Here is a 26,382-nt window from a genome sequence, read left to right as displayed (position 1 = left end):
GCGGCGGCGGGACGGCGGCGGGACGACAGCGAGGCGGGCGCCCGGTGGGGGCGCCCGCCTCCGTCGTGCTCAGTGCCCGGCGCTCAGCGGCCGGTCACAGGCCGAGCGACTTGGCGATGATCGTCCGCATGACCTCGCTGGTGCCGCCGTAGATCCGGAACACCCGGTTGTCGGTGTAGAGGCGGGCGATCGGGTACTCCAGGATGTAGCCGTAACCGCCGTGCAGCTGCAGGCACTTGTCGATCACCTCGGAGGCCGACTCGGTGCAGAACAGCTTGGCCGCGGCGGCGTCCGCCACCGTCAGCTCGCCGCTCTGGTAGAGCTCCAGGGCCTGGTCTACCATCGCCTGCTGGGCGAGCACCTGGGCCTGGCAGTCGGCCAGCGAGAACTTGGTGTTCTGGAACTCGGCGACGGCCTTGCCGAAGACCTTGCGCTCCTTGACGTACTGCACCGCGAACCGCACGGCCGCCGCCGCCGAGGCGTACGCGCCGACGGCGATCGCCAGCCGCTCCTGCACCAGGTTGTGGGTCAGGTAGGAGAAGGCCCGGCCCTCCTCGCCGAGCAGGTTCTCCACCGGCACCTTCACGTCGGAGAAGGACAGCTCGGCGGTGTCCGAGGTGCGCAGGCCGATCTTCTGCAGCTTGCGGCCGACCGTGTAGCCCTCGGAGGCGGTGTCCACGCACAGGATGGACAGGCCCGCCCGGCGGTCCGCCGGGTCGTAGGGGGCGGTGCGGCAGACCACCAGCACCAGGTCGGCGAGCACGCCGCCGGTGATGAAGGTCTTGGCGCCGTTGAGGACGTAGTGGGTGCCGTCGGCGGAGAGCTTCGCGGTGGTGGCGATGCCCGCCAGGTCGGAGCCCGCGCCCGGCTCGGTCATCGCGATCGCGGTCATGATCTCGCCCGAGACGAAGCCCGGCAGCCAGCGCCGCTTCTGCTCCTCGGTGGCGTACTCCAGCAGGTAGGGCAGCACCAGGCCGGTGTGCACGCCGGAGGAGCCGAAGGTGACGCCCGCGCGGGCGGTCTCCTCGTAGATCACCGCCTGGTACTTGAAGCCGGTCTCGCCCGCGCCGCCGTACTCCTCGGGGACCTCGATGCCGTACACGCCGAGCTCGCCGAGCTTGCGGTAGAAGTCGCGCGGCGGGTGGCCGGCCTCCTCCCAGCTCTCGTAGACCGGGACGACCTCGTGGGCGATGAAGTCCCGGATGGTCTCCCGGAACGCCTCGTGGTCCTCGTTGTACACGGTGCGGCGCACGGTGCGCTCCCTTCGGCGGCGGCTGGTCGCGCAGCCAAGTTAATCGTCGGTAGCTTCCGGTGTCCAGGGCTTGCGGGCGGGCGTCGGCGGGGGTTAAGTGAACCGTTGCTAGCCGGGCGGGGGAGGGCCGGGAGAACGGGAGAAGGGGAGCGCGGTGGTGGAGCAGCGTCCGGTGGTGCGCCGGCCGCCCGGGCGGCGGGCCCGGATCCTCGACGTCGCGGCCGGGCGGTTCCACCGCGACGGCTACCACGGGGTGTCGATGGCCGAGCTGGCCGCCGAGGTCGGCATCACCGCTCCCGCGCTCTACCGGCACTTCCGCGGCAAGCCCGAACTGCTGCTGCGCGCCGTCGAGTCGGGGCTGGACGCGCTGTGCGCGGCCCTGGCCGCCGGCGACCCCCGCGCGCTCGCCGAACTCGCCCTGGAACGGCGCGAGTTCGGCACGCTCTGGCAGCGCGACGGGCGGCTGCTGCCGGCCGGGCAGCGGGCCGTGCTGCGGCGCCGGCTGCGCGCGGCGGTCCGCGCGGCCTCCGGCGGGGAGCGCGAAGCGGCCTGGTGGGCGGTGCTCTCCGGCTACGGCAGCCTGAGCCACCACGGCGTGGTGCTGCCCCGGCGGCGCGGCCTGGAGCTGCTGCTCGGCCTGCGCGAACGGCTGCTGGCGGCGGGGGAGGCGGAGTACCCGGCCGGGCCGGTCGGGGCGGTCGGGCCAGCCGGGGCGGGGCGGCGGGACGAGCTGGTGGCGGCGGCGACCCGGCTGTTCCACCTGCGGGGCTTCGACAACGTCTCGATGGAGCAGCTGGGGGCGGCCGTCGGCATCGCCGGGCCCAGCGTCTACAAGCACTTCGGGACGAAGGCGGCGCTGCTCGCGGCCGTCCTGGAGCGCGGCCGGGAGCGGCTGCGCGCGGAGGTGCTGCCGGTCCTGGCGGCGGGGGAGGCGGCCCCCGCGGTGGCGGCCTTCGCCGACTTCGCCTGGCGGGAGCGCGACTACCTGGGCGCGATGCTCTCCGAGACCGGCCGGCCGGCCCCCGGCGAGGGCCGGGCGGCGGCCGAGTTCCGCCGCGCGTTCGTCCGCGCCTGGGTCGCGGTCGCGGCGGCGGAGGGCGAGCCGGCGGCCGAGGCCCGGGTCCGGGTGCACGCGATGATCGCGGTCGCGATCGACACCGCCCGCGGCGGGGCGAACGGCCCGGCGGCGGTGGCGGCGTACGCGGCCGCGGCGCTCGGCTGAGCGGGAGCGAACCGGGCCGGGGCGGGTCGGGGGCCGGGGCGGTCGGACGGCGGCGAGGCCGCGACGGGGACGGGTGGTCCGTCCGTCGCGGCCTCGCGGTGCGTGCCGGTGGCGCGGGTCCGGCCTAGGAGAGGACGAACGGGAAGTACACGGTGTGCGCGACGTTCGCGTTCGACTGGAGGGCGCCGACGCCGCCGGAGTTGCCGGCCACGCCGAGGGTGTTGTTCTGGTTGCTCGCGCCCGAGCCGGTGGCGGTCTGCTGGGTGCCGTTGGCGTTGCCGTGCACGGAGCCGATGATGTTGGAGGAGCCGATGTCGCTGACCACGCTGCTGTTGGAGCCGTGGTCGGCGCCGGCGCCGTTGTCGGCGGCGGCGGTGCCGACGCCCGCGAGGAGGAACGCCCCGAGGGCGGTGACGACGGCGGCTGCGCGAATACGGGACACGGTGGTCTCCCTGCTAACTGGTGCGAATGTGGCGCTCCGGGGTGGCCGCCCCGTTCGCGCCGGTTCCTGGCGTCGCCCCACCAGGATTGCCCACTGGGCCGTTCGGGTTCCAGGGCGGGCACGCGGGTTCGCTCGAAGGTGTCACTCTGGTGGAATAGGGTCACGGCGGGTAGTGGTCGGCCAAATACCCTGGTGACATGGGGAGTTGTCCGGTCGTCCGGGGGGTGGCGGGGCCTTCGCGGGTCAACCTTTGGTTGACCGGGGATCGACAGGAACGGGGAATCTTAAAACCCTGGTCGCCTGATTGTCGTACTGGCAGACTGTGGCCTTATGTCTGATGCTCTTCCCCCCGCTTCCGGTGCCGGCGGAAGCGGCGCCGAATTCCCCGCCGCCGAGAACTCGGCGAATCTCCGCACCACGGAGGTCGACCTCGGCGGCCTGGTCGGGGTGCTCGCCACCCACCTGTACTCGACGCCGCTGGTGGCGCTGCGCGAACTGGTGCAGAACGCCCACGACTCGCACACCCGGCGGAGGCTGGAGGACCCGGAGGGCGCCTACCGCCCGCTGATCCGGGTCAGCGGGGACGGCGCCGCCCGGACGGTCTCGATCGAGGACAACGGCGCGGGCCTGACCGAGCCGGAGATCCACGCCTACCTGGCGACCGTCGGCACCGGCTACACCCGGATGCTCCGCGACCTCACCGGCAACCAGGAGCTGATCGGCGCCTTCGGCCTGGGCTTCCTCTCGGCGTTCTCGGTGGCCGAGGAGGTCACCGTCACCACCGCCTCGCACCGCGAGCCGGCGGCCGCGCACACCTACCGCAGCCGCGGCGGCGAGCAGTACAGCGTCGAGCCGGCCCCGGCCAGGCCCGGGCCCGGCACGGTGGTCCGGCTGCGGCTGAAGGCCGAGCACGCGCACCTCGCCGACGAGGAGGCGCTGCGCGAGGTGCTGGCCCGGTACTGCGTGCTGCTGCCGATCCCGGTGTACGTCGGGTCGGACGAGGAGCCGGTCAACGACGTCCTGGTGCCCTGGCGGCAGGACGTGCCCGGCTCGCCGCACCTGCACCGGATGCGCTTCGCCACCGCCTTCGCCCGCAGCTTCGAGCCGCTGACCGCCTTCCCGGTGGCGCCCGCCGACGAGCGGACCGACGCGGTCGGCCTGCTCTGGGTGCAGGACGGCGGCACCTACGGGTCCAGCGACAACCGGGACCTCGCGGTCTACCTGCGCGGCATGCTGCTCGCCGACGACGCCCGCGACCTGCTGCCCAGCTGGGCCGGGTTCATCGGCGGCGTGGTCGAGTCGTCCCGGCTCACCCCCACCGCCAGCCGCGAGGACCTCCAGCGCGACGAGCACTACCGGGCGCTCCAGCGGGCGCTCGCCGACGCCGTCGTCGACGGCCTGTACGAGACCGCCCGGCTGCACCCGGCGGCCTGGCGGCGGATCCTGGCCCGGCACGGGCAGGACCTGCTGGGCGCGGCGCTCTGCGACGACCGGCTGTTCACGCTGCTCGCCGACGACGTCCCGGTGCCGACCTCGCAGGGCGAGCTGACCGCGGGCGCGCTGCGGGCCGCCGGCTCCGGCGCGGTGCACGTGGCGCTCGGCAGCGGCGGCGGCTTCGAGGAGATGCTGTACCGGGCGATGCAGGTCCCGATCGCCCGCGGCGACCGGTACGCGGTGCTGCCGTTCCTGCGCCGCTACGCCCAGCTGCGGGACTGCCGGATCGTCGAACTGGGCAGCGAGAGCGGCAACCGGGAGCTGTTCCGGGCCCCCGACCTGCCGCTGCCCGCCGAGCAGCACGCCTGGCTGGCGGCCGCGCTCACCGAGGACGGCGAGCAGCTGGTGCCCGCCCGGTTCGACCCGCCCGGCCTGCCGCTGGTGCTGGTGCCGGACCGCGAGGCCGAGCTCAAGGCGCGGATCGAGGACGACCGGGCGGACGCCCGGATCCCGTCCGCCGCCCTCCAGTTGGCGCGGGCGTTCACCGCGCGCACCGACGGCGCGGTCAAGGCCCGGCTGTACCTGAACCTGGCCTCGCCGGCCGTCCGCGACCTGCTGGCCGCCTACCGGGCCGGGCACACCGGGGCGGCCACCGCGGCGGCGCTGCTGCGCTCGCTGAAGGTCATCATGGCGGCGGCGTCCGGCTCGGCCGGCGGCGACCTGGGCGCGGCGCTGTCCGGCGTCTCCACGGCGGTGGCGGCGCTCACCGCAGCCGTGCCGGCGGACGGCCTGTCGGCGGTGCCCGACACCGTCTTCACGGCGGACCCGCACCACCAGAACCCCCGGCTCCACGAGGACGAGGAACGATGACCACCGACATCTGGTCCTGGGTGCAGGACACCCACCGCCAGCTCGCCGAGTCCGGACAGCACCGGCTGGCCGACGCGCTCGTCGAGATCGCCGGCCACGCCGTGGAGGGCCGCAACGAGCAGCTCGACGCGATGTTCCCGGAGGCGCTGGCCTCCGCGCGGGCGCTCGGCCTGCCCTGGGTGGAGGTGTTCCTGCGGCACTGGCGGCTGCAGAACCTGCTGAACAAGCGCCACCAGGGCGAGGCCGCGATGTCCGAGGCGGTGTCGCTGCTGGAGTTCGCGCACCGCGAGGAGACCGCGTCCTGCCCGCAGTCGGTGTGCGCCGTCCAGGACTTCACCATCTGCCACGCCAACATCGACGGCCCCGGCTACGTCCCGGAGCGGCTCGCCGTACTGGAGGAGGCGCTGCAGCGGGTCGAGCCGGCCCGGGCCTGCTTCGACTGCCTGTCCCGCGAGTACGCCGACACCCTGGAGGACGACGGCCGCCCCGCCGACGCGCTGGCCCACCTGGACCGGGCCGAGACCCGGATCCGGGCGGCCGGCGAGCGGGCCTCGCTCTCCTTCGCGCACAGCCGGGTCTCCGCCCTGCACCGGCTCGGCCGCCACCAGGACGCGCTGGACGCCTTCGACACCGCCGAGCGGGCCTACGTCGCGGCCGGCAACCGGCTGGACGACGACGACCGGCGCAAGCTCGCGGTCGGCCGCGCCCTGCAGCACGCCGCGCTCGGCCGCTTCGGCACCGCGCTGGAGCTGCTGCCGGACGCCGAGGAGGCCGACCGGTACCCGGACATCCGGCACCGCTGGGCCGCCGCCGTCGAGCTGCTGGTCGCCGCCGGGGAGTTCGAGAACGACGCCGAGCTCGGCGGCCGGCTCGCCTCCTGGGCCGGGGAGTCGGACCTGGCCGGCTCGCACCGCCCCTGCCTCGACCTGGTGCTGCTGGCCGGCGGGCTCGCCCTCGGCCGCGGCGCCCGCGAGGTCGCGCTGACCCTGGCCCGCACCGGCGAACGCAAGCTCGGCCAGCTCCGCAGCACCGCCGGCGTGGCCGAGCGGGTGGCCGCGCTGCGGGCCGCCGCCGAAGCCCTGCCGCACCCCGAACTTCCGGTCCCGGCCGAGGAGTTGCCCCGCTGGCTGGGCGAGAACCAGCCCGACCCGGAGACCGGCGCCGACCTGCTGGCCGCCGCGCTGGCCGCCGCCGCGGCGGCCGGCGAACGGCCCGACACCGTCCTGGTGGTCAACCTGGCCACCGTGCTCGGCGTCCTCGGGCACACCCGGGCCGTCACCGAACTCGCCTGGAACCAGCTGGAGCTTGACCCCGGCCACGAGTACCTCACCGGCATGCTCGGCCAGCTGCTGATCGACGCCGAGGACGGCGAGGGCGTCGACCGCCTCGCCACCCGGATCGCCGCCGCCGACCCGGCCGACGCGCACTGGCTGCGCGCCCGCTGGGCCGCCGCCCAGGGCCGCTGGGAGGAGGTCGGCGAGCAGTGCGCCGCCGTCCTGGCGCACTCGCCCGACGCGCTCAACACCCGCCGGCTGGCCGCCTCCGCCGCCACCCGGCGCGGCGAGCACGCCGAGGCCCAGCGGCTGTACGAGGAACTGCTGGCGCACGCCCTCGACCCGGCCGAGGCCGGCGAGGACGAGCAGCACCGCACCGTCCAGGGCCCCGACCTGTGGCACCTGGTCACCGCCGCCACCGCCAACCGCGACTGGGCGGCCGTCCGCGCCGCCGGCGCCCGGCTCGGCATCGAGTTCGACACCGACAGCGGCCCGGTCGAGGAGGAGTGGCAGCTGGTCGAGGTGCGGGTGCGCCGCGCCAACGGCACCACCACCGACCTGCCCGCGCTGCGCACCGGCCCGGCCACCGCCCGGGTGCTGCCGGTGCTCGGCGACGACATCGACCTCAACCACGGCGACGTCGTGGTGTTCGCCCCGGCCGTCCTGAACGACCGTCCGGAGCCCGGCGACGACGAGGCCGAGGACTGGCGCCCGGTCTTCGAGCACCTCACCCTGCTCGACCCGGCCGGCTACACCACCTACTGGCTGGACGGCGGCCGCCCCGCCGCGCACGACTGGCACGCCCTGCGCGACGCGCTGCGCGAGGCCGGCCACGCGGTCTGGGTCTACAGCGGCGACGAGTACCGGATCGCCGACCCCGCCGACCCCGACGGCAGCCTCCCCGGCGTCTACGCGGCCCTCGGCGTCCCGCCGACCGCCACCGCCGCCGACACCGACGCCCTGCTCACCACCCTCACCGCCGGCCTCGCCCACCCCCTCGCCTGGCCCGCCCTGGCCGAGGCGGCGGGCGCCGACACCGCCCGCCACGAGAAGATCGTCGACGACTACGGGCTCTGACCCCGGCCGCCGTCCGGCCCGGCCGCCCCGGTGGGGCGGCCGGGTCAGGGCCTGGGCGGGGTCGGGTCGAGGTAGACCCGGGTGACGGCCGGGACGGCGCGGCGGACGGCGCGTTCGGCCTGGTCGCAGGCGGCCTCGACCTCGGCGGCGGTGGCCAGGTCGGCGAAGTCGACCTTGGCGGCGACCAGCACGTCCTCCGGGCCGTACACGCTGGTGACCAGGTCGAGGACGCGGACCACCCGGGGCTGCGCGTTCAGGGTGTCGGTGATCGCGCGCTCGTCGCGCGCGGGGAGCGAACGGCCGATCAGCAGCGAGGCGTTGTCGCGGGCCAGCACGTAGGCGACCCAGGCCAGCAGGGCGCCGATCAGGACGGAGGCCAGGCCGTCCCAGAGCGGGTCGCCGGTGAGCTGGGCGCCGAGCAGGCCGCCGAAGGCGAGCAGCAGGCCGACCAGGGCGGCGGAGTCCTCCAGGAAGACGGCCTTCACGGCGGTGTCGGAGGTGCGCCGCAGGTAGCGGTAGCCGCTGACGGCGAGCCGGCTGGTCTCGCCGCGCAGCTGACGGACCGTCCGGGACAGCGAGACCGACTCCAGCACGAAGGCGACCGCCAGGATCAGGTAGGAGAGCGCCGGACTGCCCAGCTCCTCGCCGTACCGCAGGGTGTGGACGCCGTCGTGGACCGAGAACACCGCGCCGCCGACGAAGGTCGCGAACGAGGCGAGCAGCGCCCACAGGTAGCGCTCGCGGCCGTGGCCGAGCGGGTGCGCGGCGTCGGCGGGGCGGGTGCTGCGCTTGAGCGAGAGGAAGAGCAGCACCTCGGTGACGGTGTCGGCGAAGGAGTGCGCGGCCTCGGAGAGCATCGCGCTGGAGCCGCTGACCGCGCCCGCGACGGCCTTGGCGAGGGCGATGCCGAGGTTGCAGGCGCCCGCGACGACCACCGTGGTGACGCTCTCGCCGTTGCCGCCGCCGCCCGCGCGGTCGCCGTCGTCCCGCGTGCTGTCGGCCGCCGCCCGCTGCTCACCCATGGACGGTCATTATGTCCCGTTTCGTCATCAGCCGCCCGGGGTACGGCCCGGCCGGTCCGGGGGGCTGTTCGCGCCTCCGCCGCTGATCGGGCAAGGTGGAGGCGAGGAGGCCGCCCCGACCGGGCGGGCGGCCGGGGTGGTGGAGGCGGCGCGTGTCCGATCGAGAGCCGGAGGGCGTACCGGCGCAGGAGGCGCCGCCCACCGAGGGGCTGCTCGGGCCGGACGCGCCGCCGATCGAACGGACCGTCACCGTGCCGCACGCGCCGGAGCCGGTGCAGACCGAGGGCCTGCTCGGGCACCAGCCGGTGCCGGAGGCCGCCGAGTCGGTCCGGGTCCGCCGCAACCCGCTGGCCCAGGACACCCTGACGCCGGAGGAGTGGAACGCGGCCGGCTACACCCCGCCCCACGGCATCGACCTGGCCGAGCTGCACAAGGGCGCCCCCGGCGACGCCCCCTGGCCGGACCGGATGCGCACCCTGCTGCGGACGCCGATGGCCGAGCGCCCGGCGTTCGAGCGGACCGCGCGCGAGCTGCACCCCGCGGCCGGCGCGCAGACCCAGCGCAACGTGCCGCGGGTCCTCGACCTGTCGCTGCGGATCGGCGAACTGCTGCTGGCCAGCGGCGAGGCCGCCGAGGACGTCGAGGCCGCGATGCTCGGCATCACCCACGCGTACCGGCTCGACCACTGCGAACCGCAGGTCACCTTCACGCTGATCTCGATCTCGCACCAGCCCTCGCTGATCGACCCGCCGGTCACCGCGGACCGGGTGGTGCGCCGCCGCACCTCCGACTACACCCGGCTGGCCGCCGTGTACGAGCTGGTCGCCGACATCACCGCCGAGCGGATCACCGTCAACGACGCGTACCGGCGGCTCGCCGAGATCCGCCGCAACCGGCACCCGTACCCGGCCTGGCTGATGTCGGCGGCCACCGGGCTGCTGGCCGGCGCGGCGTCCTTCCTGGTCGGCGGGCGGGTCGACTCCACGGCCTGGCTGGTGTTCGTCTCCGCGTTCACCACCGCCGTGGTCGGCGACCGGCTGGCCTCCTCGATCGCCCGGCGCGGGCTGCCGGAGTTCTACCAGTTCGTGATCGCGGCGATGCCCGCCGCGCTCTGCGGCATCCTGCTCTCCTTCAACGAACTGCACCTGCGCGGCTCGGTGGTGATCACCGGTGGGCTGTTCGCGCTGCTGCCCGGCCGGGCCATGGTCGCCGCCGTCCAGGACGGCCTGACCGGCTTCTACATCACCGCCGCCGCCCGGCTGCTGGAGGTGGTGTACCTGATCGCGGGCATCGTCATCGGCGTGATGCTGGTGCTGTACGTCGGCGTCAACTACAACGCCCGGCTGCGGCCCGACGAGAGCCTGGGCGGCACCGAGAACCCGCCGGTCCAGCTGGTCGCCGCGATGGTGCTGGCACTGGCGTTCGCGATGCTGCTGCAGACCGACCGGCGCTCGCTGCCGATGGTGGTGATAAACGCCGCGATCGGCTGGTCCACGTACGGCGTGCTGACCCGCAACGCGGGCGTCTCGGCGATCGTCGCGACCGGCGTCGCGGCCGGCCTGGTCGGCCTGTTCGGCCAGCTGCTGGCCCGCTACCGGGCGGCCTCCGCGCTGCCGTACGTGACCGCCGCGATGGGGCCGCTGATGCCCGGTTCGGCGCTCTACCTGGGCATGCTGGCGTTCGCCCAGGGCCACGCCGGGACGGGCCTGGTCTCCGCCTCCCGGGCGGTCGCGCTGGCGCTGGCGCTGGCGATCGGCGTCAACCTCGGCGGCGAGGTGGCCCGGCTGTTCCTGAAGAACCCCGGCGCCAGCGACCGCGACACCCCGCACGTGCTGATCCCGCGCCGGGCGGCGAAGCGCACCCGCGGCTTCTGAGCCACCCCGTCGGACCGTCGGATCGAGGCACCACCGGATGATCAGCGCACTGCTGGACGGATACCGCCACCACATCGTGGACGCCCACAAGCAGCCGCTGTTCCTGCTGCTGGTCGGGTTCATCACCTCGTTCGCGTTCATCCGGTTCAGCACCCGGATGATCCGCGCCCAGGTCCGCTGGTGGCCGGGCAACATCACCCCCGGCGGGCTGCACATCCACCACATGGTGTTCGGCCTGGGCTTCCTGCTGCTCGGCGGCATCGGCACCTTCGCCACCGACGGCGGCCACCCCTGGATCGACTGGTTCGGCCTCTCCTTCGGCATCGGCTGCGGGCTGGTGCTGGACGAGTTCGCGCTGATCCTGCACCTGGACGACGTCTACTGGAGCGAGCAGGGCCGCAAGTCGGTGGACGCGGTGATCCTCGGCATCCTGCTCACCGCGCTGCTGCTCACCGGCTACGTGCCGCTCGGCGTGGTGCCCGGCCAGGACACCCGCTGGGGGCTGGTCGCGGTGATCGGCGTCAACGCGCTGGTCTGCCTGATCGCCCTGCTCAAGGGCAAGGTCTGGACCGGCCTGCTCGGCATCATGGTGCCCGGCCTGTCCTGGATCGGCGCGATCCGGCTGGCCCGCCCCTCCAGCCCCTGGGCGCGCTGGCGCTACACCGGACGCCCCCGGCGCATGGCGCGCGCGATCCGGCGCGAACGGCGGCTGCACGCGCGGACGGACCGGGCCCGCACCTGGCTGTTCGACCTGATCGCGGGCGCGCCGGACAAGGTCCCCGCCGGACACCCGAAGGCCCAGGCGGTGGCCGAGCGGATGGCCGCCCGGGCCCTCGCCCACCGCCCCCGCCCGCACCGGCGCGGCCTCGGCACGGCCGCGGCCGGGACGGGCACCGGCGGCGGGCCGGGCGGCAGCGGCGACGGCCGGGGCGACCCGGCCCGGCGGGCCCGGGCGCAGCGCCGCCGCCGCACCGTCCGGGCCGGGCGGCCGCGGACCACCGCGACCGGGGCGGGGCGGCCGTCGGGGCGGGTGCGCTGAGCGGTGCCGCCGGTGTCGCCGGTGTCGAGGGGGTGTGGAAAGGGCTGTTGAAGGGCTGTTGAAATCCGGCTCGGCGCGGTCGCGGGCCGGTAGGGTTCGTGGACGTTCGATCCGCCCGGCGCATATGCCCGCTCAGACAATCCGACATCTCACTCGCCCGGCCGCATGGCGATGGCGCCGAGCCGCTGTCAGGTCTGACAATCTTGCGGTGCGTGACCGGATGATCACGTCATGCGATGACCGGTTGATCGTCACAACTCCTGTGCCACCCGCCGAGAGAGGATCCGTCATGCCGCGCAGGCTCCTCCCCGCCCTCCTCCTCTCCACCGCCGCCCTGCTCGCCCTGCTGCCCGCCGCGAACGCCCCCGCCGCGCCGGCCGCCCCCGCCGCAGCGCCCGCGCTGGGCCCCGCGCCGGGTGCCGCGCTCCGGCCGGCCGACGACCCGCCGCCGGACTACCCGTCCGCCGACGACGTCTCCCGCGCCCGGGCCGACGCGGACGCCAAGGCCGCCGACGCCGCCGCCGCGCAGGCCCGGCTGGCCGCCGACCGGGCCGAGCTGGACCGGGCCGGGCAGGCCGCCGAGCAGGCCGTCGAGGCGTACAACGGCGCGCTCGTCCACCTCGCCCGGGCCCGGGCCGCCGCCGAGGCCGCCGCCGGACGCTCGGCCGCCGCCGAGGCCGCCCACGCCGAGGCCGCCGACCGGGCCGCCGGACTGCTCGGCGAGATCTACCGGCAGGGCGCCTCGCCGCAGCTCTCGGCCGTCAACGCCCTGCTGGGCGCCCGCGGCACCGCCCCGCTGTCCGCCCAGGCCGCCGCCATCGGCACCGCCGGCGCCCGGACCCGGCAGATCCTCGACGACGCCACCGCCACCGCGAAGGCCGCCGCCGAGGCCGCCGACGCCGCCCGCAGCGCCGAGGAGGCCGCCCGCACCGCCGCCGGGACCGTCCGCACCGCCAAGGAGCAGGCCCAGCGCCGGGTCGCCGACCAGCAGACCCGGGTCGCCGAGACCGCCCGCCGCCAGGAGGCGCTGCTCGCCGAGCTCGCCGCCGCCCGCGACACCACCGTCGAACTCGAACGCCAGCGCCAGCAGGCCCTCGACGCGATCGCCGCCCGGGAGGCCGAGGAGGCCGCCCGCCGGGCCGAGGCCGAGGCGGCAGCGGCAGCGGCGGCGGCCGCCGCCGAGGAGGCCGCCCGGCACCACGCGGCCCCGCAGCAGCGCGAGAGCGCCTGGTCGGCGGGCGGCTCCGCGGCCGCGCTCGCCTTCGCCCGCTCGGTGATCGGCCTGCCCTACATCTGGGGCGGCGAGGGCCCGCAGGGCTACGACTGCTCGGGCCTGACCATGATGGCCTGGCGCCTCGGCGGCAAGAACCTGACCCACTTCGCGGCCGACCAGTACGCCGAGTCCACCCCGGTCAGCTACGCCCAACTCCGCCCCGGCGACCTGGTGTTCTGGACGAAGACCGGCCGCGCCGCGGACATCCACCACGTCGCGATCTACCTCGGCGACGACCAGATGATCGAGGCCCCCCGCCCCGGCACCGCGATCAAGCAGGCCAGCCTCTGGATCATGGGCCGCCCGGACTTCTACGCCCGCCCCTGACCCCGTACCGCCGCGACGGCGCCCGGCCGGGCCTGCGGAAAAACCGGATGCCGGGCCGGGAGGGGCGTCGTACGGTGGCCCGATGGGCGACGACGTGCAGCAGGGCCCCGGGCGGGGCGTCGAGATCCGGGCGATCACCCGGGATGAGCTGGCCGACTGGGACCGGGCGATCGCGCTCGGGTTCATGCGGCCGCACGTCGCCCCGGCGCGGGAGTGGCGGGAGGCGCTGTTCGAGCCGGGGCGGATGCTGGGGGCCTTCGACCACGAGGCGCCGGGGGCGGACGGCCGGCCGCGCTGCGTGGCGACGTTCCGCAGCTTCGACACCGGCCTGACGGTGCCCGGCGGCGCGCTGCTGCCGGTGGACGCGGTCACCGCCGTCACGGTCAACTCCACCCACCGCCGGCGCGGCCTGCTCAGCGGCATGATGCGGCACGACCTGGCCGCCGCCCGCGAGCGCGGCTCGGCCGCCGCGATCCTGATCGCCGCCGAGTACAACATCTACGGCCGGTTCGGCTTCGGCTCGGCGGCCCCACTGGCCGGCCTGCGGGTCGACGTGCTGCGTTCCGGCGGCATCCGGGCCGGGCTGCCGGTGCACGAGGGCCACCGGATCGACTTCGCCACCCCGGCCGAGTTCCGCGAGCTCGGCCCCGGGCTGCACGAGCGCTGGCGGCCCACCCAGCCCGGCGCGATCGGCCGGTTCGACGCCTGGTGGCGACTGCGGGCGGGCGAGATCGACCTGCCCGGCTTCGACCGGAAGCAGGGCTTCACCGCCTTCCACCGCACCGCCGACGGCACCCTCACCGGCATGATCGACTACACCGTCGACGACAAGTGGGACGGCGCCTACCCCGACTGCCCGCTGACCGTCCGGGACTTCGTCGCGCTCGACCGGAAGACCGCCAACGCGCTCTGGAGGTTCGTCTTCTCCGTCGACTGGGTGCGCCACGTGGTCGCCGCCAACCTCGGCCCCGGCGACCCGCTGCCGCTGCTGCTCAACGACCCGCGCGGCGCCCGGTCGCACGAGGAGGCCGCCGACTTCACCTGGCTGCGACTGCTCGACCTGCCCGCCGCGTTCGACGCCCGCCGCTACGAGGCCCCCGGCCGCCTGGTGCTGGACGTCACCGACCGCGAGGGCTGGACGGCCGGGCGCTGGGCACTGCAGGCCGCCGCCGACGGTACCGGCCGGATCGTCCGCACCGAGGAGCCGGCCGACCTGGCGCTCGACACCGCCCGGCTGGCCACCCTCTACCTGGGCGGCGGCAGCGCGGCGGCCCTCGCCGACGCGGGCCTGCTCACCGAACTCACTCCGGGCGCGGCCGTCCGGGCCGACACCCTGCTGCGCACCGCCCGCGCGCCCTGGAACCAGGACAGCTTCTGACGCGCTGCTAGATCCAGCCGCGCTGGGCGGCCTTGATGCCGGCCTCGAAGCGGCTGGCGGCGTTCAGCCGCTCCATGATCGACGCCATGTGCCGGCCGACGGTGCGGGAGGAGATGCCCAGCCGCTGCCCGGCGGCGTCGTCGGTCAGGCCGCCGCCGAGCAGCCGGAGCAGCTCGCGCTCGGTGTTGCTGAGGCCGGTGGCGGGGTCGCCGGGGGCGGTGGTGCCGAGCGGGACGGCGGTGTTCCAGGCCTGCTCGAAGAGGTCGAGCAGGGCGGCCAGGATGCCCGGCTCGGTGACGTGCAGCGCGCCCTTGCGGTTGTCGTCCGGGTCGATCGGGACGAGGGCCTGCCGGCGGTCGACGATCACCATGCGGGAGGGGAGGGTGGCGGCGGTGCGGACCTCGCCGCCGTTGCTCAGCAGCCAGTGCGCGTAGGTGAAGACGTGGGGCTGGTTGCGGGTGGAGTCCTGGAAGAGGCTGCGGATGGAGACCCCGCGGCCGAGGATCTCGGCGTCGGTGACCTTGCCGACCGCGAGGTCCTCGGGCCGCTGGACGCCGGGCTGGCAGCCGAGCGCCTCGATGGTCGTCTCCCGTGCCATCCGCTCCAGCCGGCCGACGATGGCGTCCATGCCGAGCAGGCGCTCGCCGTGCGAGGCCCGGTGCTCGGCCCGGTCCGCGACCAGCCGGGTGACGGCGGCCTTGGAGGCGGCCAGCTGCGCCTGCCGGGCCGCGAGTTCGGCCTCCTGCTCGGCGAGCATGTCGGCCAGGCCGATCTCCGGGCTGACCGCGCGGACCTGGCCCGGCCGATCGGCGGAGGCCCGGACGAGGGCGCGTCGGCCCAACTCGTCGAGCGCGGAGTGGACTTCGGCGGGGGACAGTCCGCAGTGCGCGGAGAGCTCGTCCACTCCGTGTGCCGGATGGTCGAGCATCGCCTGGTAGACCTCGGTCGCCTGGGCCGTCAGGCCAAGAACCTCCAGCACTGCATCCCCCCAAGGATGTGAACCCGCCTCCGGGCAGGTAGCCGGTCGCATCCAAACAGCAACCCGCCGTGAGCGCAAGATCATCTTTCGCCCGTCCCCGTCGATATCGGACAGCCAGTTCGATTCGGCTGATTTGATTGACGGATGCATGACAGCATGTCTGGATCCGGACAGGCCGATTGGCGCCATCCGGAACTCCTTCCGCCCCACTCGGCGAACGGCGAAGCTATTCATCGCCGGCAGGGAAACAGCCCGAACGGCAACCGGACGAAGCGCCAACCGCGGGGCGCCAGACCGGGAACGACCTCCCGCTCGTCACAGCCACCGGAAGGACCACCACCATGAACACCACCAGCCTCGTCAAGGCCGCCGCGGTCTCCGCCCTCGCCCTCGCCGCCTTCCTGGTCGCCCCCGCCGCCGCCTCCGCCGACACCGTCCCCGGCGCCACCCCGACCTCGGCCGCCACCACCCCGGCCCCCGGTGTCAGCGCCAACGGCACCGTCACCTGGGGCGGCTGATCCACCGATGGACATCGTGCACGTCGGCCTCGCGCGCCGCTTACCTCCCCCGGACACCGAACCGGCGGTCGAGGAAGCCGAAGCCGTGGACGTGCTCTGGGCCCACGCCGACCGTGGTGGCGGACTCCAGCACATCACCGCACAAGCCTCCGTCGACCGGATCGACTTCCTCCTCTACTACCTGACCCGCACCACCCCGGCACCGGCCGCCGCGACCACCACCGCGACCGCCGCCGCCCACCGGCTGATCACCGACGCCCACCGGGCCTCGCCCCGCTTCCACCGCCGGTACCTCCCGCTGGAGCCGCTGGCCGTGACGGACCGCGCCGAGCGCTGACCGGCCCCCGCTCCACCTCGTTCCCTCGCGCCACTCCTGCCTCCTCCTCTTCCTCCTCCGCGGTGCCACCGGGCGGCAGCCCCGAGCGCACCCCCAGCGGAGCCGCCGGCCCCCACCGGCTCACCGCCGGCCCCGGCCGGCCCGCCGCCGACGCGGCCACCACCCGACACCACGCCCCACTGGAGTACCGCCATGCCTCCGCGCGCCCCGCTTTCCACCGTCCGCCAAGTCGTCCCGGTCGAGGGGGGCGGCACAGCCGGGCGCCCGGGCCGCCGCCGGGCGGTCCGGGGCGACGACGACAGCGCCTGGGGAGTCCGCGGCGACGTCAACGCGCGTCTCGGATGACCACCCCCACGAGTGCCGAACGCACGTGCGGTGGCGCGGGGTCGGCGCGCGGCGGGCGCGGCCCTGGCGGACCGGCGGTGAGCTGGCGGAAGCCGATCGCGGGCGGCCACCCGGAGGGGTGAACGCGAGTCCGATCCGGCCGCTCCTGTTCGAATCCGACGGGTCGACAGCCGTCCGGCCGCTGCCTAGCGTTCGGGGCGTTCGGGCCGGAAGAGACGCCCCGGAGGGGCGCCCCGGCGGCTGCGGCCGCGGTGCGTGCCCGGGGCCGCGGCCGAAGCTCCCCCCGGAAGGCCCCGCCATGTCCCACTCCGCTCTCGGGGCGACCGCCCTGGTCGCCCTGGTCGCGCTCCTGCTGGTGGCCGCGATCGCCCGGCTGCTCGCCGCCTCGGCCGAGCCGCCGACCGGCCGGCACCGGGCGGGCGACGCCCGCACCCCGCCGGTGCCGGTGCCGACCCTCGCCTCCGTGCCCGTCCGCCCGGTGGTGGCCCGGCCCGCGCCGGTCCGGCCGGTGCCGGTGTGGGGGCCGCCGCCCCGGCCCGCGGCCGCCCGGCCGGTGCAGCCCGTGCGGCCGGTGCAGCCCGTCCGGCCGGTGTCGGCCGGGGCGCCGCACACGCTGCCGGCCTGCTCCCGGTTCCACCGGCCGCTGTCCGCGCACGCGCTGCGGCGCACGATCATGCCCCGGCTGCCGGTGGTGCACGGCCCGGCCGTTCCGGTCCGGGCCGGGGCCAGGCTGGTGCGCGGGCGGGCGTGACGGAGGTCACGCCGGCCCGGAGGGAGTGCGGCGGGCGGAGGGCTCCTCTCTTCCTGGCGGTGGGCGCACTGCCCGCCGGACCGGACCGGGGAGGAAACGATGACGCGTCGACTGACGGCCTCGCGGCGGCCGATGCCCGCACTCGCGGGCGTGCGGCACCAGGTGGCCGAGGTGGGCGGGCTGCGCCTGCACTACGCCGATGCCGGGCCCGCCGACGCCCCGCCGGTGCTGCTGGTGCACGGCTTCCCGCAGCACTGGTACGCGTGGCGGCGGGTGGTGCCGCTGCTGGCCGGCGACTTCCGGCTGCTCTGCCTCGACCTGCCCGGCTTCGGCTGGTCCGAGGGCGCGCCCGACCGCTGGTCGACGGCCGCCCGGGCGGCGGACCTGGTCGGCTTCCTCGATGCGCTGGAGCTGGAGTCGGCCGCGCTGCTGGCCCACGACTGGGGTGCCTGGGCCGGTTTCCTGGCCTGCGCCCGGTGGCCCGAGCGGTTCGACGCGCACCTCGCGCTGAACATGGTCCACCTCTGGCCGGAGCGCCGCGACACGCTCGCCTGCGCCTGGCGCTTCTGGTACACCCTCGCCCTGGAGTGGCCGCCGGTCGGCCGTACCGTGCTGCGCCACTGGCCGGCCTTCACCCGCCACCTGCTGCGCCGCGGCCTGGTGGACCGCTCCGCGCTCGACCCGGCGGAACTGGCCGAGTACGCCGGGGCCGCCCGGGAGCCGCTGGCCGCGCTGGCGGGCGAGTCGGTGCACCGCGCCTTCGTGGCGGACGACCTCGGCGCGCTGCGCCGCAAGGAGTTCCACGCGCTGCGGCTGCCCACGCCCACGCTCGTCCTGGCCGGCGGGCGCGACCCGGTGATCCCGCCCCGACTGCTGTCCGGCGGCGCCGAGTTCTGCGACGACCTGCGGGTCGAGACCGTCCCGGACACCGGGCACCAACTGCCCGCCGAACGCCCGGAACTGGTCGCCGCCCGGGCCCGCGCGCTGTTCGCCGGCCGGGCCGGTGGTGGTGGGACCCAGGACGGTCGGGCCGGTGGTGGCCGGGCCGGTGGCGGTGGGACCCGGGGCGGCCGGACGCACAGCGGCTAACCTGTGGGCGTCCGTCGCGGTCACCGAGCAGCCAGGAGGTGCGGCCATGCCCGAGCCGAACGGGGCCGCCGGCTGGCCGGTGGCCGAGCTCGGCGCACTGGGCCGGCTGCGGGTGATCGCCGGCGCGACGGACGGCGCGTTCTGCGCCACCCGCCGGTTCGACGCCCCGCCGGAGCTGGTGTGGGAGGTCGCCGCCGACCTGGAGCACGAACTCCCGCACCTGCTGCCCGGCGTCCGCTCCTTCACCCCCGAGGCGGCGGTGCCGGACGGGGAGCGCTTCCGGGCCGTCGCGGTCAGCCGGCTCGGCCACCGGGAGACCTTCGAGGTGCTGCTCCGGCCGGGCTGGTGCCTGATGCGCAGCCGGATCCTGCTGGGCGCGATGGCCGCCGAACCGGAGGACGGCGGGACGCGGTTCGGCTACCTCACCGGCTACCGGCTGCCCGGTGGCGGCAGGCTCGGCGGCGGCGTGCTCGGCGCGCTGCGCCGGCCGGGCGCGGGGGCGCGCGGCGAGGCGCTGTTCGAGCGGCTGCGGCGGCGGATCGAGGCGCGCGGGGCCTGACCCCGGGCGGGCGGGAGGGCGGGAGAGAGGGCGGACGGGCGGGCGGCACCGGGCTCGGGCGCGTACGGGCGCCGGGCGCGGGCGCGCTAGCCCCAGGCGCGGCGGAAGGACTCCCGGGCCCGGAAGAGTCGGGAGCGCACGGTGCCGACCGGCACGTCCAGCAGGCGGGCCACCTGCTGTTCGTCCAGGCCCTCCAGGTGGCGGAGGACCAGGACGGCGCGCTGCCGCGGCCCGAGTCGGCGCAGCACGTCGGCGACGTCGCCGGAGAGCTCGGGGTCCTCGTCCGAGGGGAGTTCGCCCAGGTCGGGGACGGCGACCTCGGGCCGGTGCCGCTGGGCGACCCGGACCGCCTCGCGGACGGCGACGACCCGCACCCAGCCGTACAGCGCCTCCGGCGCGCGCAGTCCCGGCAGGCCGCGGAAGACCGCGATCAGGGCCTCCTGCACGGCGTCCGTGGCCTGGTCGAGGGCGATCGGGGCGCAGATCCGTCCGACGTACGGGGTGAGGACGGTGATCAGCTCGTCCATCGCGAAGGCGTCGCCGCGCTGGGCGGCCTCGACCAGCCGGGCTGTCTCCTCGTCGGCCATCCGGATCGGTCCCCCCGTTCGGGCCCGACCCTCACGCCGGGGCAAGGGGCCTGCCGGGCAGGCTACTTGACGACGGACTTGCCGATGGTGGGCAGCACGAAGTCCTGGATCAGGCCCTTGGCGTCGCGGACCAGCGGGCGGAAGACCCGGTAGCGGGAGAGGTTGATCAGGCGGGCGACCAGGGGGGTGGAGCGGCGGACGAACTCGCGGGTGCGTTCGGTGTCCGGGGTGCGGTCGAAGACCCAGTAGAGGACGACGATCATCAGGTGCAGCCAGAGCACGTCGGGCAGCAGGTCGACCAGTTCGGCGTCCAGCTTGGGGGCCAGTTCGGAGCCCTCCAGCACCTCGCGGAAGAGGTCGACGGCGGTGGCCCGGGCCGGGTGCGACTCGTTGGAGAACGGGCTGAGCGAGCTGGTCGGGTCGGCGGCGGTGCGGAAGAACTGGGCGGCGAACTCGTGGTACGGCGCGGCGGTGTCGAGCCAGGATTCGAGGGCGATCTGCAGCCGGTCGCCGAAGTCCCGGGTGTGCGCCATCCGGGACTTGGCGTCGTCGGCGTGCTCGTGGGTCATCAGGTCGTAGAAGCCCTGGATCAGGAACTCCTTCGCCGAGAAGTAGTAGTACGCGCTGCCGACCGAGACGCCCGCCTCGGTGGCGATCGCGCGCATGGTGGTCTTCTCGTAGCCGCGCTCCTGGAACAGCCGCATCGCGGTCTCCAGGATCAGCGCGCGGGTGGCCTCGCTCTTGTCGGTCTTCGGCTGGGCCCGCCCGCCCGCCAGCTCACCGGACGCGGGCAGGGCGGCGCCCGGCTCGCCCTTGTCACTCGCGTTCTCCACGCCGCCCGACCCTACCGGGCCCCGCTGACTCCGCTGCCGGCCGTTCTCTGCCACCTCGCCCCGCCTGATTCGCTTCTGTCGCGGTCGCCTACGGGCCCGAGCCTAGCCCGGACCCGGACAACTCCGGACCGGGAGGGCGAATCGGAAGTCCGCCCGCGGTCCCGGTGCCCCCCGGCACCGGGTCGGTCCACCGGTCCGGCCGCCTGCCGGTCCGGCGTGTCGGGCACGGCGGACCGCTCCCCTCCAGCGGCCGGGGCAGGGTTTCGAACGCGTTCAAAATCCTGCGGGAGCGACTCTAGGGCACCGGTTCGGGCACGCTCAACTCCACGGCGGGCAAAGGTCGCGGAAAGCCGCGGAAAGGTGTGGAAGGCTGGCCGGATGCCCGCCGCCGAGAGCCAACCGCCCGTACCGCCGGTCCCGTCCGTCCCGTCCGTCCCGCCGGTGCTGCGCGAGGGCGGCGTCGCGGACGCGGCGGCCGTCGCCGCGCTGTACGTCGCGAGCCGCCGCACCGCGTACGCCGGGCTGGTGCCCGCCCCGGTGCTGGCCGCCGAAGGCGCCGAACAGGAACTGCTCTGGACACTGCGGCTGGACGCCGACTACGGGACGCCCGCCGACACGCCCGTCCTGCTGCTGGCCGAGGACGCCGGGCGCGCCGGGAGCCCGGCCGGCGGCCTGCTGGGCTTCGCCTACCTGGTGCCGGACGGCGGCCTCGTCCGGCTGGAGCACCTGCACGTCCGCCCCGGCCGCACCGGCGGCGGGATCGGCGGCCTGCTGCTCCGCGCCGCCCTGGACCGCGCCGCCGGGACGCCCGTCCGGCTGGAGGTGCTGGCCGCCAACCGGCGGGCGGTCGCGTTCTACGAACGGCACGGCGCCCGGCGCCTCGGCGGCGGCACGGCGCGCTTCCCGGACGGGACGGAGCTGCCGGAGTACGCGTACGGCTGGAACTGACGATCCGTCAGTTCTCTTTCCGCGCGAGGGGCGTGGCGACTCCCGGTGGCACCCTGGCGCGCTTCCCTGGTGGACCGAAGCCGCCGGGGCGCGCATGCGGCCTGCCATGAAGAATCGCCAACTCTGCTTTCTGGCAAGGGAAAAGGCGGCCGTCAGGGCGAGCACGGCGGCGCCGGCCGGCAGGAGGTAGCCGGTGCCGGGGGCGGTGTGCTGGGCGAGGGCGCCACCGAGGGTCGCGCCGGTGGAGATGCCGACCAGGATCGCGGAGACCACCAGCGCCATGCCCTCGGTCAACCGGTGCGCGGGCAGCAGGCGTTGGGCCAGCGTCATGCCGCTGACCATGGTCGGCGCGGTGCCCGAACCGGCCGCCAGCAGCGCCGCGCCCAGGACCGGCAGGCCCGCCCCGGCCAGGCCCGCCGCCAGCGGCAGCAGCATCAGCGCGGCCATCGCGCCCGCGCCGAGCGCGAGCCGCACCGCCGCCGGGCGGCGCGGCCGGACGGCGCCGAACGCCAGCCCCGAGACGCAGGACCCGGCCGCGACCAGGGCCAGCAGCCCGCCGCCGGCCGCCTGCCGGCCGAGCGCGTCGGCGTACGCGAGGGTGGTCACCTCCAGGGCGCCGAACAGCACCCCGGCGGCGAGGAACACGGCGAGCAGCGCGGGCAGTCCGGGCGTCCGCGGCAACCCCCGGGCGGGGGAGGGGCGGTGGGGCCCGACCGGTGGTTCGGTGGCGCGCTGGGCGGCGAACAGCAGGGTGCCGACGGTGCCCAGCCCCCAGGCGGCGAGCAGCCCGGCCTCGGGGGCGACGGTGGTGCACAGGACCATGCCGAGCACCGGCCCGGCCATGAAGCACAGCTCGTCCAGCGCCTGCTCCAGCGCGTTGGCCCGGTGCAGCACCGCCGGATCCGCCCGGTGCAGGTGCGCCCAGCGGGCCCGCGCCATGCCGCCCAGGTCGGGACCGCTCCCGGCCAGCGCCCAGCACGGGAAGAGCGTCCACGCGGGCGCGCCGGAGCGGACGCACAGCAGCAGCGCCCCCGTCGGCACCGCGGTCGCCAGCACGGCGGGCACCGCCACCCGCGCCTGCCCCCACCGGTCGACCAGCCGCCCCAGCGGCGGCAGCAGCACCGCCCCCGCCAGCACCCCGACCGCCGAGACCGCCCCGGCCAACGCGTACGACCCGCGCCGGTCGGCGACCAGCACCACGACGCAGACGCCGTGCATCGCCATGGCCAGCCGCCCCAGCAGCCCGGACAACGTGAAGGCCAGCGTGCCGGGCGCGGCGAACACCGGACGGTAGTGGGCGAGCGGCAGCGACAAGGCGGCACTCCAGGGGGGCGGCGGCGGGACGCCACCAGCCTCGGCGCGGACGGCCGGACGCGTCCAACACCTGCTCCGCCGGATTCACCGCTCCCCGTTGTGGATCCCCGCCCGGTGCGCTCCGCCCAGGTACCCGATCAGGCGACGGCGTCCGGCCAGCGGCCGTTGGGGAAGCCGGTGGGGTCGGACGCCTCCCCGGCCAGGGTGACGAATTCGGTCGCCTGAGTACCGAGAACGGCGAGGAGGGCAGTGCCGGCGGTGGCGAGGAGAGCGGTGTTGACCCCGGCTTCCTCAAGGATGATCAGGGCCCCGGCCCAGGAGAAGACCGCCGATCCGAAGGCTGCGATGGCGGCGACCGTAGCGGCGATGAGCTTGACGACCACGGCGAGCACGGTGGCGTAGAAGGCCAGCGCCGCGACGGCGCACAAGAGGAGGGAAGTGCCGATCTTGTCCGCGATGTCGCCGACCCGGGCCGCCGCGTCCTTCTGCAAGGTGGCCGCGTCCGCGTAGTTGTCCGCCGCGTCGTCCTTCCACGTCCTGTTGGTGGGTCGGACTTCCGGGCGGATTTCATCACTGACGGCCTTGGCCTGGCCGCGGATGTCCTTCCACTCCAAGCCGTAGTCGAACATGTAGATCGGAGCGACGACCCCCTTGAGCAGGTCGACCACGGTGTCCAGGATGCCCTTCCCGATCTCCACCGTCCGATCCGCCAGCCAGGTGATGCGATCGGCCACCCATCGGGGCACGTACCAGTGGTCGGTGGCCTGCCGTGCTGCCGGGTGAACCTGTGCCAGTTTGGCGTTGAGCCGCTCCGTTCCTGAGGTCAGATCACCCATCAAAGCCTCGTACTGCGCAGTGCTGAAAGACATGCGGGCCCCCGTCGTCAGAAGTTCCGGAACTCGGTCTCGGTGACCTCTTCGTTCCGTTCGTAGTTGTCCGCGATCCGCCGCAGCGCGTTCCCGATCTCGGCTGTGGCCGCCGCGCCCTGTTGGCACCGGTCCGAGACCTGGCGCACCAACTGGCCGTACGGGCCCACGAGCAGCATGAAGATCCCGGCCTCCAGGCGGTTCAGGTCCGTTCCCTCGGCCTTTCTGGCGATCTTCGCCAGTTCTGTGCTCTGCCCGTCCCAGATCGTCGCGTCCTTGCGCAGATCCCCCGGCACGACCTTCTTCTCCTCGTCCCCCATGCGCTCGCCCTCCCTAGTAGTGCTGAACGAATCGGGCCGGATCGCGCAGTGCTGCCATCGACTCGCCCAGGAGCCGTTCCAACTGCTCGCCTGCTCCGGGTGGACCGGTCTGCTCCGCCGCTGCGGCGGCGAGCCTGGCCCGCGCTGCCGTGACCGTGCTCTGGATCTCACGGGACAGTTCTGAGCCGGATCGGCTGTCCGCCCATCTCGGATCGATCTCCGCGGATACGAAGGCGGTGGGCGTGAGGGTGACGGTCACCGTGCGGGACGAGTTGAAGACCGTCACGCTCGCGGACCGGTGCAACGGTGTCTCTTCGGATCCGACCCTCCGGGAGAGTTCCAGGATGTCCTCGATGACATCCTGCAGCGGCCTGGCCGTCGAGCCCGACTCGTTCGGGGCGTCCTGCGGTGCCGAGGCCCGGTGGTCGGTCCGACCGGTTCGGACGGATTCGACCCCCCGGTCGTACGCGTCCCGGTGGTCGTCCCTGTCCAGTTCCCTGCTCCAGGCCTCCATCCGGCGCATCCCGGCCGCCGCTGCGGCCTCCCGTACCGTCGCTCCGAGATCCTCGGCGCGGATCCGGCTCTTCCAGCCGGCGCCGATCACGATGGACTCGGGGATTCCGTCGGCGTCGATCACCACGCGGACCAGACCGCTGGAGTCCTCGCCCTCTTCTCGCGCGGGGAGCGCGTCGGCTGCCCTGCGCAGGGCGCCCCCCAATAGCAGTGCCTGCTCCCTGATGCGGTTCAGTTCGTCGATCGTCCTGCTGTCCATCAGTTCCCCCCTGTGGTCGGTTCAGCCGGTCGTTCGGTTCGCGGCGGGGCCGGGACGCGGCAAATGCACCTGACGGCCACGAACATGCAGGCAGTGATGCCCAGGAGTGCTGCTCCCACCAGTCCGTCGCTGCTGTCGTCCGTCGGATCAACCAGCAGGCGCAATCCGGACATCTCCATCCAGGCGGCCACGGGAATGAACGCCGAGGTGAAAGCTCGCCTTCTCCGTGTACGGAGATGCGTGTGGCGGAGGGCCAGCACTGTGCTGCCGGCGATCAACAGGCCGGCTGTCAGCAGTGCGCCGAGTGCGACGCCCGTTCCGAGCGGCAGCCGTTCGGCGGAATGCTCGTCGATCCACCTCCAGGCGATGAAGGCCGAGCAGGCCAGTGCGCAGGCCGAGGCCGTCCGGGCGCGACTTCGGTGCGTGCGGTCGGTGTGTTCCATGACCACCATTCAGTAGTCAAGCAAGGATCCGGAATGGGTATGCCTCAAGTAAAGAGGTCAGTTCTGATGCGGGGTCAGGGACTATTCCGGATCTTCAGACTAACCTCGGGAATCGATGCCCGCAGGGAAACGCGAAATCGAACGCAAGCGGATCATCGGGGCAGTGGGACACGCGTCTTCGGTGTGGAGCGGCCACCCGGGGCGAAGCGGCAGCGTGTGACGGTCGAGAGCGCCCGAGGGGCCGTTCGGCGGGGTTGTTAGCCTGCCGGGCGTGGCCCGAGACATCCATCCCCGCCTGCTGCGCAGTTTCGTCGCCGTCGCCGAGAGCCTGCACTTCGGGCGGGCGGCCGGGCGGTTGCATCTGGCGCAGCAGGCGGTGAGTCGTGATGTGCGGGCGTTGGAGCGGGAGTTGGGGTGTGTGCTGCTGCTCCGCAGTACGCGCAGCGTGGAGTTGACCGAGGCGGGGGCGGCGTTGCTGCCGAAGGCGCGGCGGTTGTTGGAGGTGCAGGCGGAGATCACCGCGCTGGGGGGTGACCGGGCGGTGCTGGTGGATCTGAACAGTCAGGGCTGGGGGCCGGAGCACGCGGCGGAGCGGGTGCTGGCGGCGGCTCGGCGGCGGGTGCCCGAGGTGGAGCTGCTGGCGCGGTACTGCGGTGGACTGACCGCTGCGGCAGGGGAGTTGGCGGCGCACCGGCTGGACGCCTCGTTCGGGCGGTACGCCGGGCTGCCGGCCGTGGAGCGGGGGCGGTTGGCCCACCTGCCGGTCCGGTTGGAGCCGTTGGCGGTCTACCTGCCGGCGGGGCATCCGCTGGCCGGGATGGCGGCGGTGCCGCTGGCCGCGCTCGCCGGGCATCCGGTGGACGTGTTCGCCGGGCAGCCGGCCACCGCGGAGTGGACCGACCTCGGGACGCGGCTGCTGGCCGGGCACGGGCTGGCGGTCGCGCCGGGGCGGACCCCGCCGGTGGGGGCCGCCGAGTTCGCCCGGTACCTGGCCAGGCACGGGGACCCGGTGCTGACGGCGGTCGGGGCGCACGGGTTCCCGGGGGCGGTGGTCCGGCCGCTGGTGGAGCCGGTGCCGCTCAGCCTGGTCGGCCTGGTGCACCGCCCGGGGGCGGGCCACCCGGGGTTGGCGGCGCTGCGCGCCTGCGCGGTCGAACTCGCGGCGGCGGAGGGCTGGTTGAGGCGCCCGCCGGGCAGTTGGCTGCCGGCCGAGGACGCGGCGCTGCTGGGCGGTTGA

General features: G+C 75.1%; 24 protein-coding genes and 1 pseudogene. 14 read left to right on the top strand and 11 right to left on the bottom strand.

Annotated elements, in window-relative coordinates; translation table 11 throughout:
* Nucleotides 1–94 precede the first annotated feature (94 nt).
* Nucleotides 95–1,252 carry an acyl-CoA dehydrogenase family protein gene (locus tag KSE_RS17370; RefSeq protein ID WP_014136631.1) on the bottom strand — a complete coding sequence of 386 codons (1,158 nt, stop codon included), beginning with the start codon at nucleotides 1,250–1,252 and terminating at the stop codon, nucleotides 95–97.
* 154 nt (nucleotides 1,253–1,406) lie between these two features.
* On the opposite strand from KSE_RS17370, the gene KSE_RS17365 reads away from it, so the two are divergent.
* The gene (locus KSE_RS17365) at nucleotides 1,407–2,474 is read left to right on the top strand and encodes a TetR/AcrR family transcriptional regulator (RefSeq protein WP_014136630.1); all 1,068 of its coding nucleotides are present in this window, start codon (nucleotides 1,407–1,409) and stop codon (nucleotides 2,472–2,474) included.
* A 124-nt stretch (nucleotides 2,475–2,598) separates the two neighbouring features.
* Here the strand turns inward: KSE_RS17365 and KSE_RS17360 are convergent, their stop codons facing one another.
* Entirely contained in the window at nucleotides 2,599–2,916 is a 318-nt protein-coding gene (locus KSE_RS17360) for a hypothetical protein (protein WP_014136629.1), read from the bottom strand.
* A gap of 330 nt (nucleotides 2,917–3,246) precedes the next feature.
* Between KSE_RS17360 and KSE_RS17355 the strand changes: the two genes are divergently transcribed.
* Nucleotides 3,247–5,220 carry an ATP-binding protein gene (locus KSE_RS17355; RefSeq protein WP_014136628.1) on the top strand — a complete coding sequence of 658 codons (1,974 nt, stop codon included), beginning with the start codon at nucleotides 3,247–3,249 and terminating at the stop codon, nucleotides 5,218–5,220.
* Complete coding sequence (locus KSE_RS17350) at nucleotides 5,217–7,571, top strand: hypothetical protein (protein ID WP_014136627.1); 2,355 nt, start codon at nucleotides 5,217–5,219, stop codon at nucleotides 7,569–7,571. Before KSE_RS17355 ends, KSE_RS17350 begins: the two co-directional genes overlap by 4 nt.
* Nucleotides 7,572–7,615: 44 nt before the next feature.
* On the opposite strand, the gene KSE_RS17345 is transcribed toward KSE_RS17350, so the two are convergent.
* The gene (locus KSE_RS17345; RefSeq protein WP_014136626.1) at nucleotides 7,616–8,593 is read right to left on the bottom strand and encodes a cation diffusion facilitator family transporter; all 978 of its coding nucleotides are present in this window, start codon (nucleotides 8,591–8,593) and stop codon (nucleotides 7,616–7,618) included.
* 152 nt (nucleotides 8,594–8,745) lie between these two features.
* Here KSE_RS17345 and KSE_RS17340 point away from each other — a divergent pair, with 152 nt between their 5' ends.
* The 4 genes from KSE_RS17340 to KSE_RS17325 all read left to right on the top strand — a co-directional run bounded on the left by KSE_RS17340 (nucleotide 8,746) and on the right by KSE_RS17325 (nucleotide 14,484).
* Complete coding sequence (locus tag KSE_RS17340; RefSeq protein ID WP_014136625.1) at nucleotides 8,746–10,467, top strand: threonine/serine exporter family protein; 1,722 nt, start codon at nucleotides 8,746–8,748, stop codon at nucleotides 10,465–10,467.
* Nucleotides 10,468–10,504: 37 nt separating this feature from the next.
* Nucleotides 10,505–11,506 (top strand): hypothetical protein, encoded by a 1,002-nt coding sequence (locus KSE_RS17335; RefSeq protein ID WP_014136624.1) that lies wholly within the window; start codon nucleotides 10,505–10,507, stop codon nucleotides 11,504–11,506.
* Between the two features lie 289 nt (nucleotides 11,507–11,795).
* Nucleotides 11,796–13,106, top strand: coding sequence for a C40 family peptidase (locus KSE_RS38555; RefSeq protein WP_014136623.1), 1,311 nt, complete (start codon nucleotides 11,796–11,798; stop codon nucleotides 13,104–13,106).
* A gap of 82 nt (nucleotides 13,107–13,188) precedes the next feature.
* A complete protein-coding gene (locus KSE_RS17325) occupies nucleotides 13,189–14,484 on the top strand; it encodes a GNAT family N-acetyltransferase (protein ID WP_014136622.1) in 1,296 nt (431 codons plus the stop codon).
* Between the two features lie 7 nt (nucleotides 14,485–14,491).
* On the opposite strand, the gene KSE_RS17320 is transcribed toward KSE_RS17325, so the two are convergent.
* Nucleotides 14,492–15,463, bottom strand: a complete 972-nt coding sequence (locus KSE_RS17320; protein ID WP_014136621.1) for a LuxR C-terminal-related transcriptional regulator — start codon at nucleotides 15,461–15,463, stop codon at nucleotides 14,492–14,494.
* A gap of 341 nt (nucleotides 15,464–15,804) precedes the next feature.
* Here KSE_RS17320 and KSE_RS42850 point away from each other — a divergent pair, with 341 nt between their 5' ends.
* The 5 genes from KSE_RS42850 (at nucleotide 15,805) to KSE_RS17300 (ending at nucleotide 19,062) form a co-directional block, all read left to right on the top strand.
* Complete coding sequence (locus tag KSE_RS42850) at nucleotides 15,805–15,981, top strand: hypothetical protein (RefSeq protein WP_014136620.1); 177 nt, start codon at nucleotides 15,805–15,807, stop codon at nucleotides 15,979–15,981.
* Between the two features lie 7 nt (nucleotides 15,982–15,988).
* A complete protein-coding gene (locus KSE_RS17315) occupies nucleotides 15,989–16,318 on the top strand; it encodes a hypothetical protein (protein ID WP_014136619.1) in 330 nt (109 codons plus the stop codon).
* Between the two features lie 643 nt (nucleotides 16,319–16,961).
* A complete protein-coding gene (locus KSE_RS17310; RefSeq protein ID WP_014136618.1) occupies nucleotides 16,962–17,414 on the top strand; it encodes a hypothetical protein in 453 nt (150 codons plus the stop codon).
* A 99-nt stretch (nucleotides 17,415–17,513) separates the two neighbouring features.
* Nucleotides 17,514–18,503, top strand: a complete 990-nt coding sequence (locus tag KSE_RS17305; protein ID WP_081539447.1) for an alpha/beta fold hydrolase — start codon at nucleotides 17,514–17,516, stop codon at nucleotides 18,501–18,503.
* A 46-nt stretch (nucleotides 18,504–18,549) separates the two neighbouring features.
* Nucleotides 18,550–19,062: an SRPBCC family protein gene (locus KSE_RS17300; protein WP_014136616.1), complete on the top strand. Its 513-nt coding sequence runs from the start codon at nucleotides 18,550–18,552 to the stop codon at nucleotides 19,060–19,062.
* Nucleotides 19,063–19,148: 86 nt separating this feature from the next.
* On the opposite strand, the gene KSE_RS17295 is transcribed toward KSE_RS17300, so the two are convergent.
* Nucleotides 19,149–19,649: an RNA polymerase sigma factor gene (locus KSE_RS17295; RefSeq protein WP_014136615.1), complete on the bottom strand. Its 501-nt coding sequence runs from the start codon at nucleotides 19,647–19,649 to the stop codon at nucleotides 19,149–19,151.
* 62 nt (nucleotides 19,650–19,711) lie between these two features.
* Nucleotides 19,712–20,482 carry a TetR/AcrR family transcriptional regulator gene (locus KSE_RS17290; protein WP_014136614.1) on the bottom strand — a complete coding sequence of 257 codons (771 nt, stop codon included), beginning with the start codon at nucleotides 20,480–20,482 and terminating at the stop codon, nucleotides 19,712–19,714.
* Between the two features lie 378 nt (nucleotides 20,483–20,860).
* Between KSE_RS17290 and KSE_RS46355 the strand changes: the two genes are divergently transcribed.
* Complete coding sequence (locus KSE_RS46355; RefSeq protein WP_081539867.1) at nucleotides 20,861–21,430, top strand: GNAT family N-acetyltransferase; 570 nt, start codon at nucleotides 20,861–20,863, stop codon at nucleotides 21,428–21,430.
* A gap of 357 nt (nucleotides 21,431–21,787) precedes the next feature.
* Here KSE_RS46355 and KSE_RS46350 read toward each other — a convergent pair.
* The 5 genes and pseudogenes from KSE_RS46350 to KSE_RS17265 form a co-directional block, all read right to left on the bottom strand.
* A pseudogene (locus KSE_RS46350) lies at nucleotides 21,788–22,648 on the bottom strand (MFS transporter); the annotation flags it as partial.
* 233 nt (nucleotides 22,649–22,881) lie between these two features.
* Nucleotides 22,882–23,580: a hypothetical protein gene (locus KSE_RS17280; protein WP_014136612.1), complete on the bottom strand. Its 699-nt coding sequence runs from the start codon at nucleotides 23,578–23,580 to the stop codon at nucleotides 22,882–22,884.
* 47 nt (nucleotides 23,581–23,627) lie between these two features.
* Complete coding sequence (locus tag KSE_RS43825; RefSeq protein ID WP_014136611.1) at nucleotides 23,628–23,930, bottom strand: hypothetical protein; 303 nt, start codon at nucleotides 23,928–23,930, stop codon at nucleotides 23,628–23,630.
* Between the two features lie 13 nt (nucleotides 23,931–23,943).
* Nucleotides 23,944–24,702: a hypothetical protein gene (locus tag KSE_RS17270; protein ID WP_014136610.1), complete on the bottom strand. Its 759-nt coding sequence runs from the start codon at nucleotides 24,700–24,702 to the stop codon at nucleotides 23,944–23,946.
* Entirely contained in the window at nucleotides 24,702–25,145 is a 444-nt protein-coding gene (locus KSE_RS17265; protein ID WP_148283111.1) for a hypothetical protein, read from the bottom strand. The genes KSE_RS17270 and KSE_RS17265 overlap by 1 nt, the downstream gene beginning before the upstream one ends.
* 271 nt (nucleotides 25,146–25,416) lie before the next feature.
* Between KSE_RS17265 and KSE_RS17260 the strand changes: the two genes are divergently transcribed.
* On the top strand, nucleotides 25,417–26,382 hold the full coding sequence (locus tag KSE_RS17260) for a LysR family transcriptional regulator (protein ID WP_014136608.1): 966 nt from the start codon (nucleotides 25,417–25,419) through the stop codon (nucleotides 26,380–26,382).

The sequence above is a fragment of the Kitasatospora setae KM-6054 genome (assembly GCF_000269985.1).
GTDB lineage: Bacteria > Actinomycetota > Actinomycetes > Streptomycetales > Streptomycetaceae > Kitasatospora > Kitasatospora setae.
This window is presented reverse-complemented; position numbering and strand designations above follow the sequence as displayed.

Bases quoted from the DNA above. Each gene is read 5' to 3' on its own strand.
- KSE_RS17265 (WP_148283111.1), bottom strand. From the start codon at position 25,145: ATGGAACACACCGACCGCACGCACCGAAGTCGCGCCCGGACGGCCTCG.
- KSE_RS38555 (WP_014136623.1), top strand. From the start codon at position 11,796: ATGCCGCGCAGGCTCCTCCCCGCCCTCCTCCTCTCCACCGCCGCCCTG.
- KSE_RS17315 (WP_014136619.1), top strand. From the start codon at position 15,989: ATGGACATCGTGCACGTCGGCCTCGCGCGCCGCTTACCTCCCCCGGAC.
- KSE_RS17305 (WP_081539447.1), top strand. From the start codon at position 17,514: ATGACGCGTCGACTGACGGCCTCGCGGCGGCCGATGCCCGCACTCGCG.
- KSE_RS46355 (WP_081539867.1), top strand. From the start codon at position 20,861: ATGCCCGCCGCCGAGAGCCAACCGCCCGTACCGCCGGTCCCGTCCGTC.
- KSE_RS17300 (WP_014136616.1), top strand. From the start codon at position 18,550: ATGCCCGAGCCGAACGGGGCCGCCGGCTGGCCGGTGGCCGAGCTCGGC.
- KSE_RS17335 (WP_014136624.1), top strand. From the start codon at position 10,505: ATGATCAGCGCACTGCTGGACGGATACCGCCACCACATCGTGGACGCC.
- KSE_RS17310 (WP_014136618.1), top strand. From the start codon at position 16,962: ATGTCCCACTCCGCTCTCGGGGCGACCGCCCTGGTCGCCCTGGTCGCG.
- KSE_RS17295 (WP_014136615.1), bottom strand. From the start codon at position 19,649: ATGGCCGACGAGGAGACAGCCCGGCTGGTCGAGGCCGCCCAGCGCGGC.
- KSE_RS17270 (WP_014136610.1), bottom strand. From the start codon at position 24,702: ATGGACAGCAGGACGATCGACGAACTGAACCGCATCAGGGAGCAGGCA.
- KSE_RS17350 (WP_014136627.1), top strand. From the start codon at position 5,217: ATGACCACCGACATCTGGTCCTGGGTGCAGGACACCCACCGCCAGCTC.
- KSE_RS17345 (WP_014136626.1), bottom strand. From the start codon at position 8,593: ATGGGTGAGCAGCGGGCGGCGGCCGACAGCACGCGGGACGACGGCGAC.
- KSE_RS17325 (WP_014136622.1), top strand. From the start codon at position 13,189: ATGGGCGACGACGTGCAGCAGGGCCCCGGGCGGGGCGTCGAGATCCGG.
- KSE_RS43825 (WP_014136611.1), bottom strand. From the start codon at position 23,930: ATGGGGGACGAGGAGAAGAAGGTCGTGCCGGGGGATCTGCGCAAGGAC.
- KSE_RS42850 (WP_014136620.1), top strand. From the start codon at position 15,805: ATGAACACCACCAGCCTCGTCAAGGCCGCCGCGGTCTCCGCCCTCGCC.
- KSE_RS17355 (WP_014136628.1), top strand. From the start codon at position 3,247: ATGTCTGATGCTCTTCCCCCCGCTTCCGGTGCCGGCGGAAGCGGCGCC.
- KSE_RS17280 (WP_014136612.1), bottom strand. From the start codon at position 23,580: ATGGGTGATCTGACCTCAGGAACGGAGCGGCTCAACGCCAAACTGGCA.